9 protein-coding genes and 1 riboswitch are annotated in these 13,536 nt (G+C 30.1%); of the genes, 5 read left to right on the forward strand and 4 right to left on the reverse strand.

The window, feature by feature from the left end; translation table 11 throughout:
- The first annotated feature begins 298 nt into the window (after positions 1-298).
- Positions 299-397: riboswitch (TPP riboswitch) on the forward strand.
- A gap of 67 nt (positions 398-464) precedes the next feature.
- Together BLS00_RS04995 and BLS00_RS05000 are read left to right on the forward strand one after the other, a co-directional pair.
- Positions 465-1,433 carry a thiamine ABC transporter substrate-binding protein gene (locus BLS00_RS04995; protein WP_091403304.1) on the forward strand — a complete coding sequence of 323 codons (969 nt, stop codon included), beginning with the start codon at positions 465-467 and terminating at the stop codon, positions 1,431-1,433.
- A complete protein-coding gene (locus BLS00_RS05000; RefSeq protein ID WP_244885738.1) occupies positions 1,412-2,968 on the forward strand; it encodes an ABC transporter permease in 1,557 nt (518 codons plus the stop codon). Before BLS00_RS04995 ends, BLS00_RS05000 begins: the two co-directional genes overlap by 22 nt.
- A gap of 265 nt (positions 2,969-3,233) precedes the next feature.
- On the opposite strand, the gene BLS00_RS05005 is transcribed toward BLS00_RS05000, so the two are convergent.
- Positions 3,234-3,494, reverse strand: coding sequence for a hypothetical protein (locus BLS00_RS05005; RefSeq protein ID WP_091403306.1), 261 nt, complete (start codon positions 3,492-3,494; stop codon positions 3,234-3,236).
- A 166-nt stretch (positions 3,495-3,660) separates the two neighbouring features.
- Positions 3,661-4,716: a tryptophan--tRNA ligase gene (trpS, locus tag BLS00_RS05010; protein WP_091403307.1), complete on the reverse strand. Its 1,056-nt coding sequence runs from the start codon at positions 4,714-4,716 to the stop codon at positions 3,661-3,663.
- A gap of 270 nt (positions 4,717-4,986) precedes the next feature.
- Here trpS and BLS00_RS05015 point away from each other — a divergent pair, with 270 nt between their 5' ends.
- Positions 4,987-5,766, forward strand: a complete 780-nt coding sequence (locus BLS00_RS05015; protein WP_091403309.1) for a hypothetical protein — start codon at positions 4,987-4,989, stop codon at positions 5,764-5,766.
- A 38-nt stretch (positions 5,767-5,804) separates the two neighbouring features.
- Here the strand turns inward: BLS00_RS05015 and BLS00_RS05020 are convergent, their stop codons facing one another.
- Positions 5,805-7,745 (reverse strand): methyl-accepting chemotaxis protein, encoded by a 1,941-nt coding sequence (locus BLS00_RS05020; RefSeq protein WP_091403310.1) that lies wholly within the window; start codon positions 7,743-7,745, stop codon positions 5,805-5,807.
- 312 nt (positions 7,746-8,057) lie between these two features.
- Here BLS00_RS05020 and BLS00_RS05025 point away from each other — a divergent pair, with 312 nt between their 5' ends.
- Complete coding sequence (locus BLS00_RS05025) at positions 8,058-9,608, forward strand: GGDEF domain-containing protein (RefSeq protein ID WP_091403312.1); 1,551 nt, start codon at positions 8,058-8,060, stop codon at positions 9,606-9,608.
- Between the two features lie 142 nt (positions 9,609-9,750).
- A complete protein-coding gene (locus BLS00_RS05030) occupies positions 9,751-12,402 on the forward strand; it encodes a cation-translocating P-type ATPase (protein WP_091403314.1) in 2,652 nt (883 codons plus the stop codon).
- 29 nt (positions 12,403-12,431) lie between these two features.
- Here BLS00_RS05030 and BLS00_RS05035 read toward each other — a convergent pair whose 3' ends face one another.
- Positions 12,432-13,295, reverse strand: a complete 864-nt coding sequence (locus BLS00_RS05035) for a DMT family transporter (protein WP_091403315.1) — start codon at positions 13,293-13,295, stop codon at positions 12,432-12,434.
- Between the last annotated feature and the right edge of the window lie 241 nt (positions 13,296-13,536).

Consider the following 13,536-nt stretch of genomic DNA (forward strand, 5'->3'; position numbering starts at 1 on the left):
GCTATAATTTTGTAAATTAATGAGGCGGTGATGGGTGAAAAAGTTTTATTGTAGTATCTATATTAATTATATCATTTGTTTTTGTAAGCTTTTAAAAAACATATAAATTTCTAAGAATTAAATATATTTTAAAGATCCCAGAAAAAATTTTGCCATTAATTTTTGTTCAATGTAGATAGTTTGGTATAGAACTATTTTTAAATCTAATAATGGTATTGCTTTTTTAATTAACTAATAAGAAATATTAACGAAATCTTTAGTTATAAAAGTATTGTTATTATGAGTTTAGAAAAATAAATAAGTGAACCAGGGGAGCCATATAGGCTGAGAGGGCAAGATGCCGACCCTAAAACCTGATCCGGGTAATGCCGGCGTAGGAAGCGAAATCAAATATATAAACTCTCACCTATATGATAGCGTGAGAGTTTTTTTGTTTTTTCAATATTTTTAAGGAGGTTTTCAAAATGAGAAGGATTTTGTTTTTAGCTATGTTGATATTTAGTTTGGTTTCTTTCAGTGCTCTGACTGTTTATACTTACGAGAGTATGGGATGGATAGAAGATTCTGTTATTTCTGAATTTGAAGATATGTACAGTGTTGATGTGAAAGTCGTAAAACTTGGTGATGGTGGGAACGTGTTGTCCAGAATAAAGTTAGAAAAAAGGAATCCTAAAGCAGATGTTGTTATAGGGTTAGACCAAAGTTTGGTCGTAGAAGCAGTTAAGAACGATTTGTTAATTTCTTATAAACCGTTAAACGCGTCAAAAATTGAAAATCAAGATATTGTTTTCAATCAAAATTATTTTGTAACTCCATATGACTATGGAGCTATAGCGATTATATACGACCCTGAAAGGCTTGATACAACGCCAAAGACTTTTGAAGATTTGACAAAAATGGATAAATCTTTGATAATTCAAGATCCAAGAAGTTCAAGCACAGGCCAAGCGTTTTTGTTATGGACAATCGCAATTTATGGAGAAGACTGGAAAGAGTTTTGGAAAGAATTAAAACCGGCTATTTTAACCGTAACAACTGGATGGACAGATTCATTTTCAAAATTTGAAGCTGGAGAAGCCCCAATGATGGTTAGCTACGCAACAGATGGAGCTTATTCTTATGAATATTATGAAAGTACCAAATACAAAGCTTTAATACCAGAAGAAGGTGGATATGTTCAAGTAGAAGGGGCAGGCATAGTAAAAGGAACAAAAAATGAAGAGTTAGCAAAAAGATTTATTGAATTTCTTTTAATGGATGAATTTCAAAAAAAGGTCCCTCTGAACCAATGGATGTTTCCAGTAACTAATGTAGAACTACCAGAATCTTATGAATATGCTTTAAAACCTGAAAAAATATTGACCATAGAATCAGAAGAAATTGCAAATAATTTAAATAAATGGTTGAATGAATGGGAAGAACTAATGTATTAATGAACAAGAAAAAAATAATTCCCATAATTTATATTGCATTATGGGTTACTCCTTTCATTTTTTTATTCAGAGATTTTTTTGAACTTAATAGTTTCACCCTCATAATGGATTCGCGCTTGTCGCGAATCCTTGGGGTTACTTTTTTACAATCAATTCTATCCACTTTAATATCATTAGCAATAGCTATAATACCTTCTTATTACATATATAAAAAGAAAAATTTAATATCAAATATTTTGGAAGGAAGTATATTCATCCCTTTCTTCTTTCCTCCAGTTTCAATGGTCCTGGCTTTTAGTTTATTGTATTCAAACGCAGGATTGTTTTCAAAACTCGGGATCGATTTGAACATTTTATATACCATGAAAGCAATTGTTTTGGCACATGTTTTTTATAATTCTCCCATATTTGTAAAATACATAGGGGAAGCCTTGAGAAAGATTCCAAATGGAGTTGTCGAAGCCTCAAAAATAGATGGAGCCAGTAAAGTAAGAACATTTTTTTCAATAGAAGTCCCAATGATAATGCCGTCAATAATGAAAGCATTTTTTTTGGTGTTTTCTTACAGTTTTATGAGTTTTGCTGTAGTTTTAAACTTAGGTGGAATAAAATATTCAACTTTAGAAGTAGCTATTGCAAACACCTTGAGAGGGTCATTTGATTTCTCAAAAGCTTTGGGATATGCATTGATTCAATTTGCAATATTATTTGTGTTGAATTACGTTATTTCAAAGATTGATATCCTTTCTTTTGAGGGAGACATTTCTCACCCTAAAAAAGTTTCTAAATTTGTAACGGGTACATCTATAATCTATTTGATATTTGAATTTTCAATAGTTTTTGTAGGAGTCTTTTCAGCATTTTTCAACTTTTTTGACATGAAATTCGATATTTCAGGTTTTCTTAATTTGTTTTCGAAAGAGTTTAATAATAAATACCCAATAGTTGAATCTATATTCAATTCTCTTTTTGTAGCCCTCATAGCAGCTACTTTGAGTATTGTTTTTACCTATATTATTTTAAAAAACTATACCAAATTTACAGATAGAGTTATTTTACCGTTTTTAGGTATTTCTTCTGCTTTTTTAGCTATGGGGTTGCTTTATATAAACATTTTATATGGAATTCCTTTTGTCATCCTTTTAATAATAGGGTTTATGATGATAACAATACCAATAACCTACTCTTTTTTATTTCAACATGTTGTAGGGTTTAACAAGTCTCTTTTGGAAGCAGCAAGTATAGATGGAGCGAATAGATGGCAAAGTTTTTGGAACATAGAACTTCCGTTAATCCTTCCTTCTATGATCTCAGTATTTTTACAGATTTTTGCCATTATTTATGGTGAATTCACCATAACCTATACAATGCAGGTTAGGGATTTTTTCCCTCTTGTAAGTGTGGTGAATTATTCTCTTTCTGCAAATAGACAATATTTAGAAGCAAATGCCTTAAGTGCTTTTAACATAGCCATTATAATAATAATATTTGTTCTATCCAATAGAATAAAAAATAGATTTTATAAAACTCTTTAATCCATTCCTATTGATTTCAAAAATTAATTCTTTTGTCTGGCAATTATTGCAGCAGCAAAAATCACTAAAGAAGTGCCAAAGATTTTTTGAGGGTTTGGCATTTAAGATAAAAATATATAAGATAAAAACATAGATATACCTCGATTAAATAAAAAAGTAAAGGTTACTTTTTTATTTAAAAACTTTTAAAAAATAATATAAGTAATTTCATTAAAACATAAAAATCAGCCCTTATTTAAATAAGGGCTGATTTTGAATCAAGATATTATTTTGTTTTGAATTTTTTGACTAGTTCATTTAAACTTTCAGCAGAAGCAGATAATTCTTCTGCACTTGCGCTAACTTGTTGTGATGCCTGTGCTTGAGCATTAACTGAAGTTGATGCTTCTTTAAGTTGTGCAGAAATGTTCTCGATATTTTTTGATATATCTTCTATATTTGAATTTATCTCTTGAATTCCAGCACTTTGCTCTTCACTAACTGCAGTCATGTCTTCGGTTGAAGTATTTAAATTTGTTATTTTCATTTCTATTCAACCAAAAGTAAGTTAAAACAAAAGCATAATTTTCACATGATTAAAAAATAAAGGTTAAATATAGTATAATGATTATGTATTACATGTTAAAATAAATTTTTTTGATTAAAAAAAGCACGCATTAAAAAATGCATGCTTTTGAATAGTTATTATATTTTTATCTATCTTTTTTCTCTTGTTTTTTTAGATATCTTTCTGCTTTTCTTCTGATTCTTTTGTAAACTCCTGAGAGACCCATAAGTTTTTTCATTTCAAGTACTGTATTTCTAACCTCTTCTCTTACCTGTTCAGTTCCTCTAACTATTATTTCTTCTACCATCCCGGATGTTTCATATTTTTGTCTTCTTTCTCTAAATGGGTCAAGGAAGTTGTTTAATGCTACTACTAATTTTTCTTTCACTTCAACATCACCGACTTTACCCCTTCTGTATCTATCTTTTAAATCCTGAACTTCTTCTTTGTTTGGGTTGAATAAATCATGATAAATAAATACTGGATTTCCTTCGACTTTTCCTGGAATATCTGCTCTAATTCTATTAGGGTCTGTCTTCATTTTCATAACCATTTTTTTTACGGTATTGGCATCATCACTCAAAAAGATAGCATTGTTAGCACTTTTACTCATTTTTCTTTCACCATATATACCGATTAAAGCTGCCTCTTCTCCCTGTATAACTTTTGGAATTGGGAAAAGTTCACCATACAAACTATTAAATCTTCTTGCTATTTCTCTGGCTATTTCTACGTGGGCTACGTTGTCCTTCCCAACAGGGACTAAATGGGATTTTACTCCTATAATATCTGCTGTTTGAAGAACTGGATATCCAAGTAAACCAAAAGGCATTTCAATGTTTGCGTCTCTCGCCATATCTTTTAAGCTTGGCATTCTTTCTAATCTTGCAACAGTTGTTAAGTTTTGCAAAAGTGTGTATAATTCATGTACTTCTGGAATAGCTGATTGAAGATAGAATTTTACATTTTCTGGTTCTATACCTGCAGATATTGCGTCCAAAACAAGACTTCTGGCATTTTCTTCTGATTTTTCAATATCTTCTTTTGTGTTTTTTGTTGTAAGCATATGTAAGTCAGCTATTATAAATATGCTGTCATACTCGTATTGATATTTAACCCTATTTTTTAATGTTCCAACATAATGTCCCAAATGCAATTTTCCGGTTGGCCTATCTCCAGTTAGAATTCTTTTCTTATCCATATGATTTCCTCCTCGATATATTTTAAAAATTAATTTTTTATAATAAAAAAGCTTTCCTTTCGGAAAGCCCTTAAAAATTTAAGGGCATCCTGTATGGATGCCCGATTATATTCATTTTTTAGGCATCCTTAAAGATGCCACCACCATAATTTTTTATTTAATTGTTTTAATTGATTTTTCATCTTAACACATCCTTTTTCTGGTACAATTTTATTATAGCTTGAAAGAATTTTATTGTCAACTTTTAAAAACTTTTAGTGGAGGTGCTATATGAAAAAATTATACATGGTGTTATTTTTAACTTTATCTATTTTCATTTTCTCAGCGGAAACAGAGATATCATATCAAAAATTTGAAGAGTTAACTTTTGACAGAGTTAACTATATTATTACACAGGAAAATGAGGATATAGATAAAGATGGGAAAGTAGAGAGAATTATACTAATAGGAGAGATTTCTTCAGAAACTCCATTTATTCAAAACATTAAATTAGTAATAAGTAATAGAGAAGATACATTTATTCTCTATAAAAACGCCATTTCTGATGGTTATGACCCATATTTTGAATTAGTTGATTTCGATGGAGATGGAATTAAGGATATTTTGATCAAAAATGCGACAGGAGGTAGTGGTGGATACATTAACGTAAAACTTCTCTCTTTTAATGGGACGTATTTAGAAGAGCTCTTCAGTACAGAAAACAGTTATTTCAATGTAAAAGGGAACTTCAAAGAAAATTTTATCGCCAACATAGTAATGGAAGATTATTTTAGTTATGATCTAAACCTTTCTCATAAAAAAGAAATGTACATTGAACAAGGTTTTTACACATCAGAGGGAAAAATATCAAATGAATGGACAGACCTAATGATAGGTGGAATTGGTGCATTTGAAGTGCAAAAGTGGGGAGACAAGAACATGGCCAGAGTGTTAAAGTCCGTTTCTGGATTTTATCACGCAGACAGATTAGGTTATTTGGAATTAATGTTAGATTTCACTGGAGAAGAGATGAAAATTGAAAGAATTAATTTCTCAATAAATTTATACTAAAAATAAATCCCCTTTAGGGGATTTATTTTTAGTTAGAATCAGAATTTATATCTTTTTATTTGCTCGTTTAAATTGTCTGCTAAGGCGGATAGTTCTTCGCTATTTGCACTGATACTCTGAGAGGAACTTGATTGTTCATCTGAACTCTTTTTTATTTCTGCTATATCTTTTGCTATATCAGTTATAGATTCGTTTATTTCATGTATACTTGAATTTATTTCTTCAGAGCTTGCAGATTGTTCTTGTGCAGTTGCTGAAAGGTTTTCTATACTATCGTTCATTTTGTTTACTGAACTTTCGATATTTTTAAAGTTTGTTTCTATTGCTTTTATTTCTTTATCTATTTGATTGACGGACTTTTCTGTTACATCAGAAGCAGCAACTGTTTGCTTTGTTTTATCTTTTATAACATTTAATATTTTTGCTATTTCTTCGGTTGCCTTTGAGCTGTCTTCTGCTAATTTTCTTATTTCGTCTGCAACAACGGCGAAACCTTTTCCAGCTTCCCCTGCCCTTGCTGCTTCAATAGCTGCATTCAAAGCGAGTAAATTTGTCTGCTCAGTTATGGAATCTATTGTTTCTACAATTTTTCCAACATTTTCAGCACTTTCGTTAAGGGCTGATACCTTTTCTTTTGAATTTTTTGATACCCTTGCTGTTTTTTCTATTAACTTTATTATGCTTTCCAAAGTTTTAAAACTTTCGTGTGTAGCATTTGATGTATCATTAGATATATTGTTCAAATCTTGAGAGACTGCTGATATATTTTGTGATGAATTTGTCATTTCTTCCATGGCAACAGATAGGTTAGAAATTCTTTCTTTGATTTCGTTGATATTGTTGTTTATATCTTGTGCTTGTGCATCTAACTCTTCACTTGTTGCAGAGCTTTGTTGGGCTAAATCAGAGAGCTCTTTTGAGGAATTATCTACATTTTCAACACCAGTGTTAATTTCCGAAAAAGAATTTCTAAGAGCTTTTGTTAAATTGTTTAAAGAGTTACCCATTTTACCTATTTCATCTTTTCTATTTTGATCGAATTGTACTTTGAAATTTCCTTTTGCAACATCATTTAGTTTTTCTGAAAATTTTATGATAGGATTACTTATAACTTTTGCTATGAAGTATGAAAGACCAACCATTACACCTATCACGATTATCATAAATATTAATATAAATCTTAAAAGATTGTTTTGCCCCTGAAATAGAACATCTTCACTTATAGCTCTTCCAACAGACCAACCATCTGGCATATCAACATCAGAATCATATACAAAGTATCTTTTTCCATCAAAATTAATAGTTTGTAACTCATCGGAGCTTGCTACTTGTTCTAATTCTGAAAAATTAAAGTTAGGTATTTGAGAGTTTTGTGCAACTATTTTACCTTGTGAATCTAAGATAAAAGAAAATCTATTTTTCCCATCATCATCAATAAATAGTTCTTTTAAAAGTACATCAGGATTTATTTCTGCACCAATAATGCCTAATTTAATTCCCACATCCATTACCGCCTGTGAAACTACAATAACATCAGAATTATCTGTTAAAGATTTTCTCAAATCACTGAAATAGTACTCTCGGTTTTCGTTATTCATAACTTCAGTAAATATAGGGTCATTCGATAAGTTTTTTTCTACATCATCCGTACTCCTAAAATCGCCTTTTTGGTTAATAATGAATATATTTTTGTAATAATCTTTTTCTTCATTAATTTGATTAAGATCCATTTTCATAACTTCCCATAATAATGTTTTGGTAAGACTGTTTTTAGTGTAGATTTCAAGTTCTTTTTGTATTCCACCAAAATAAGTACTAATACTTTTACCGGTTTGTGTTGCTAAATCTTCGGCTGAGTTTACTACTAAAGGTTCGATTGTTTTTCCCACGTTTAATAAAATACCTGAAGCTAAAACTATCATAAGTATCACTAAAGAGCTAACTAACCATATTAATATTCTCTGTGTAATGCTTTTCATTGACTGTATTGCCCCCTTTTATAATATTTAAGCTATTATCATTATACTACAAAAAATTATGTTGTAATTACATATTTTAAATTTCAGCTTTTTTATGGAAAAAAAGAATTTAATGTTAATAAATTGATCATTTGATTAATTTATTATTTAGTACATAAATTAACAATCTAAGTAAAATTTAGATTTGAAAAATACAAATATTAACTAAAAATCGTATTTCTTTACATAGATTTTTTTATTAGATTACACATAGAAAATATACCGATATTATAATTGGAAGGAATATGTAAATATCAATAGGAGGATTTTTACATGCATAAAAAAATATTAATAATTATTTTTACGGTTTTAATATCTATTAATATATTTTCAAAAAATATTCTTGTTTTGCATTCTTATAATCCTTTATATGATTGGACCAGGGATGTTAACAAAGGGTTGGAAAATATTCTGATGAATTCAAACCATAATATTTTTATAGAATATCTGTATTCAAGAAATACTTTCTCAGAAGAATACAAAAAAGATTTAATAGATGTTTTATCCCTTAGGTATGAAAATTACAATATAGATGCTGTGGTTACAACAGATCAAAATGCTTTTGACCTTGTGAGAGATTACAGAAAAGAATTATTACCAGAAAAACCTGTTTTTTTTCTTGGGGCTGAATTCATAAGAGACAGTGAAATAAGAAATCACGATAATTTTTTTGGTTTGTTTGGTGAATCTAATATAGAAAAGAATATCAAATTGGTTGATAATATATATCCTCAAGAAAAAATTTTGATCACCAACAATATGGATGAGTTTGGAGAAGAAATTATTTCTAAGGCTAAAGAGTTAAAAAATTCTATGAACTTAGAAATAATAAACATAAACTCAGATAATTTTTACAATATAGTTGAAAAAATAAAGGAATACCCTTCAAATACTCCCGTACTACTTGGAAATTTGGCAATGACAAAAGAAAAAAATATAGGGCAATTAAAAGAGATATCACAAGAATTTGAAAAAGCTCTCGAAAATCCCCTCTTTACCTTATGGAATAATCAAATAGGTTATGGAGCAATTGGTGGATACGTCACAGAAGGAGTTGTGGAAGGGGAGAAACTTGCTAAAAAAGTTTTGGAGTATTTTGAAAATCCGAATATTCCTAAATACGATAAAGAAGATTATATATACAAATTTGACTATCAGAAGTTACAAAAATTTAATATAAGTTTGGAACAATTGCCTAAAAATTCGTTTATTATAAACAAACCAAAAGAAATTATAAACAGTGACTTGTTTTGGATAGTCATTGTTTTAATACATATTCTGTTATTGGTAACCTTATATAGCTTTTACCGTATGTTAAAAATGAGACGCGAAAAGAAATCTATCGAAAATGAATCATTTAGAGATACTTTGACAAATGTTTACAACAGAAAAAAATTAGAATCGATTAAACCAACTTTAAACGATAAATCAGTAGAAAAAGAACTTATAGCCTATGTAGTTGACTTAGATAATCTAAAACCAATAAACGATAGTTTTGGCCATGATGTTGGAGATAAATTCATCATATATACTGCTGAAATATTGAAAGAAGTTTTTGGCAATAACAGTTATATTTTCAGAATGGGTGGAGATGAGTTTTATGTTGTTTCTTTTTTAGAATTAATGCATTTAAAAGAAGAAATAAAAGAATTAAATACAAACATAGATAAACTTATTTTAAAAAAGCGAGAGGAACTAAACAAGCCTTTTAATCTTTCTTATGGATATGCTGTAAGAAGATCTTATGAAGATATAGATCAAACATTCAAACGGGCAGATGAATCAATGTATAATAACAAAAGAAAAAATAAATTAGGTAAATAAACCCGACAAAAGTCGGGTTTTTTTAATGTATAATGGATATAAGCTTGTTTGTAAAGAATTTTATGAAAATGGATAGGAGTTTTCACCTTAAAATCTTTGTTAGCTTTGAATAAATTTAATTACTATAATTTGGGGGTATGTTATGTGGTATAAAAAAACTGAACAAGAGGTTATAGAAGAATTAAATACAGATAGAAAAAGCGGACTAAACGATTCAGAAGTAAACAGAAGAATAAAAAAATACGGAAAGAATGAATTCAAGGAAGAAAAGAAAAAAGGTCTTTTAAAAATGATCTTTGAACAGATAAACGATGTAATGATATATATATTGATAGCGGCGGCAGTGGCTTCTGCTTCTTTAGGAGAAGTAAGTGATGCGATTATCATTGGAATCGTAATAACATTGAATGCTGTCATAGGAATTATTCAAGAAAGAAAAGCAGAAGAAGCCATAAAAGAGCTAAAAAAATTATCATCTCCAAAATCTTTGGTAAAAAGAAATGGAAAGGTAGTAGAAGTTCCCACTAATAAAATAGTTCCTGGTGATATTGTAGTTTTAGAAGCTGGAAGAATGGTGCCAGCAGATTTGAGATTGATAGATGAAGCCAGCTTAAAAATAGAAGAATCCTCTCTTACTGGAGAATCCGTGCCAGTAGAAAAAGATTCAGAAATTGATTTGTCAGGGAAAGAAGATGTTGCTTTAGGAGATCAAAGAAATATGGCTTTTATGTCCACAGTTGTTACTTATGGCCGTGGTGAAGGTGTGGTTGTTGGTACTGCTATGGACACAGAAATGGGAAAGATTGCTGACTTGCTTGGTAAAACTGTAGACGAAAAGACGCCTCTCCAAAAGAGATTGGCAGATATTGGAAAAGTTTTGGGGATTATAGCTTTAATAATTAGTGCAGTTATATTTGGACTTGGCGTTATACAGGGAAGAGACATTTTTGACATGCTTTTCACGGCTATTAGTTTGGCTGTTGCTGCTATTCCAGAAGGACTTCCTGCTATAGTCACAATCGTACTTGCAATGGGAGTTCAAAAGATGATTAAAAGAAACGCCATAATAAGAAAGCTCCCAGCAGTTGAAACTCTTGGTTCTGTAAACATAGTCTGTTCAGATAAGACAGGTACATTAACTCAAAATAAGATGACAGTTACTAAGATATACACAAATGAAGAAATAAAGAGTGTTGAAAATATAGATACTCAAAATGAATCTGAAAATATGCTTTTAAAAGCAATGGTACTATGTAATGATGCTACATACACAGAGAAAAATCAAACCGGTGATCCAACAGAAGTAGCCCTCTTGGTAATGGGAGAGAACAATGGTCTAAAAAAAGAAGAAGCAGAAAAACAATTCAAAAGATTAAACGAAGTTCCTTTTGAATCAGATAGAAAGATGATGACTACTATTAACGAAATTAATGGAGAGTATTTTGTTTTCACAAAAGGAGCTATAGATAATCTTTTAAAAGCATCTACAAAAATAAACGTAAATGGCGAAGAAAAAGAGTTGACCGAAGATATTAAGAGAGATATATTGAATGCGGCTGAAAAAATGTCTTCTCAAGCGTTAAGAGTTCTCGGAGCAGCTTATAAAAAAACAGATAATAAAAAAGGTACAAGAGAAGATTTTGAAAATGACCTCGTTTATACTGGTTTGGTTGGGATGATCGATCCTCCAAGAGAAGAGGTCAAAGCTTCTATAAACAAATGTCACAATGCAGGTATAAAAACAATAATGATAACTGGAGACCATAAAAAGACCGCTTTTGCAATCGCAAAAGAACTCGGTATCGCAGAAAGAGAAGAACAATCAATATCTGGAGTAGAAATAGACAAGCTATCTGAAAAAGAATTGAGTAATCGAATAAAAGACCTCAGAGTTTTTGCAAGAGTTTCTCCAGAACACAAGGTAAAAATTGTAAATGCCTTCAGAGATAACGGAAATGTTGTTTCAATGACTGGAGATGGGGTTAATGATGCTCCTTCGTTAAAAGCTGCGGATATTGGGGTATCAATGGGTATAACTGGTACGGATGTTGCTAAAAGTGCATCTGATATGATTTTGACAGATGACAATTTTTCAACAATTGAGCACGCAATAGAAGAAGGACGCAATATTTATAAAAATATAAAAAAGACGATACTATTCCTTCTTTCGTGTAATTTTGGAGAAATTATTGCGATTTTTTTGGCTGTATTGTTTAAATGGCCAACTCCTTTAATACCAATTCATATATTGTGGGTTAATTTGATTACTGATTCGTTCCCAGCATTGGCTTTGGGAGTAGATCCGGGTGATCCAGATGTAATGAAAGAAAAACCAAGAGATCCAAAAGAATCGATTTTTCAAGGGTACAAACTATCTTTGTTTATAAACGGTCTAATAATAGGGGGGTTAACTCTTTTTGCATTTGTTTATGGGGTAAGAAATTTTATGGGCATTACAGACTTTAACCAAATAATTCCAAGTGATATACCAGGAAATGCCCTAATACATGCACAAACAATGGCATTCATAGTCTTGAGTTTTTCTCAACTGGTTCATTCTTTAAACTTGAGGAGTTTTGAAAAATCTATATTTAAAAAAGGCTTATTCACTAATAAATATCTCATAGGCGCAATTTTACTTGGTATAGTTTTACAGGCAATAATTGTTTCTGTTCCATTTTTAGAAGAGATATTCAAAGTTTCCAGCTTGAATATAACTGATTGGTCAATAGTATTAGGCCTTTCGATAGTCCCTTTGATAATAAATGAAATAGTAAAAATATTTAAAAGGTAGTTATATGAAAATTATAAAAAACTGAGCTTTTAGTTCAGTTTTTTTCTTCTATTGTTAGCGTTTATATATATTAATAATGCAGCTGATATTATGAGAGCATATCCAACGATACTTAAAAAATCTGGAATCGAGTCAAACAAAAAGTATCCTATAATTCCAGAAAAAAGAACGTTTGTGTAATTCAATATCGATATTTCTCCTGCGGGAGCGTGTTTGTATGCTATAGTTAAAGTGAACTGCCCTATAGAGGCAACAATACCAGTAAGAACTAAAAATAGAACTTGATTCCAATTCATTGGCTCGAAAAATGTTACCATTAAGGGTAAAGTTACCATTGTAGAAAAGAAAGAAAAGAAGAATACTATAGTGTAAAATTCTTCTCTTCCACCCAAAAATCTAACTGTAGTGTAAGCTCCAGCTGCTAAAACAGCTGATGATAACCCCAATAAAGCTGGTATAACACTCATGTCAAATTCAGGTTTTATAATAAATACAGCTCCAGTAAAAGCTATAAACAAAGCTGGAATTTGTATTTTAGAAAAATGTTCCTTGAGAATGAAAAAAGCAAAAATGCTTACAAAAAATGGATTTAATTTATTTAACATAGATGAATCGGATAGTAAAAGATGATCTATACTATAAAAATATGCCAACATCCCAGCTGTTCCAAGTGCGGATCTTATTAGCAGATATTTTAGATTTTTCTTTTCTCCAAAAAGAGGTTTTTTATTGTATAAAACTATACTTCCCGCTATAAGCATAGAAATGAAATTTCTTGAAAAAACTTTTTGTACAGTTGGCAAATCCCCTGCAAGTTTTACAAAAGCACCCATAGTCGCAAAGGCAAGTGAGGATATTAACATATAAATTACTGCTTTTCTTTTTTCAACCATAAATTCACCTCGTTTAACATAATCACAAATTGATTATAATGAAAAATAATCAATAGATGGTTAAGAGAGATATAATATTTCTTATAAATATAATTTCATAACAAAAAGAATGTAACTTGAGTTTATTAAAATATACATATATGAGAAATCATTTCATGATTTATGTTAGAGGTTGATGGTTGGATGTTGGAAGTAAAAATTCATAAACATCAAAAATAGAAAAAACCAAAAACCTACATTC

The sequence above is a fragment of the Geotoga petraea genome, from assembly GCF_900102615.1.
Classification (GTDB): Bacteria; Thermotogota; Thermotogae; order Petrotogales; family Petrotogaceae; genus Geotoga; species Geotoga petraea.

Excerpts from the sequence above, each read along its gene's own strand:
- BLS00_RS04995 (WP_091403304.1), top strand. The coding sequence starts at position 465 with ATGAGAAGGATTTTGTTTTTAGCTATGTTGATATTTAGTTTGGTTTCT.
- BLS00_RS05000 (WP_244885738.1), top strand. The coding sequence starts at position 1,412 with ATGGGAAGAACTAATGTATTAATGAACAAGAAAAAAATAATTCCCATA.
- BLS00_RS05005 (WP_091403306.1), bottom strand. The coding sequence starts at position 3,494 with ATGAAAATAACAAATTTAAATACTTCAACCGAAGACATGACTGCAGTT.
- trpS (WP_091403307.1), bottom strand. The coding sequence starts at position 4,716 with ATGGATAAGAAAAGAATTCTAACTGGAGATAGGCCAACCGGAAAATTG.
- BLS00_RS05015 (WP_091403309.1), top strand. The coding sequence starts at position 4,987 with ATGAAAAAATTATACATGGTGTTATTTTTAACTTTATCTATTTTCATT.
- BLS00_RS05020 (WP_091403310.1), bottom strand. The coding sequence starts at position 7,745 with ATGAAAAGCATTACACAGAGAATATTAATATGGTTAGTTAGCTCTTTA.
- BLS00_RS05025 (WP_091403312.1), top strand. The coding sequence starts at position 8,058 with ATGCATAAAAAAATATTAATAATTATTTTTACGGTTTTAATATCTATT.
- BLS00_RS05030 (WP_091403314.1), top strand. The coding sequence starts at position 9,751 with ATGTGGTATAAAAAAACTGAACAAGAGGTTATAGAAGAATTAAATACA.
- BLS00_RS05035 (WP_091403315.1), bottom strand. The coding sequence starts at position 13,295 with ATGGTTGAAAAAAGAAAAGCAGTAATTTATATGTTAATATCCTCACTT.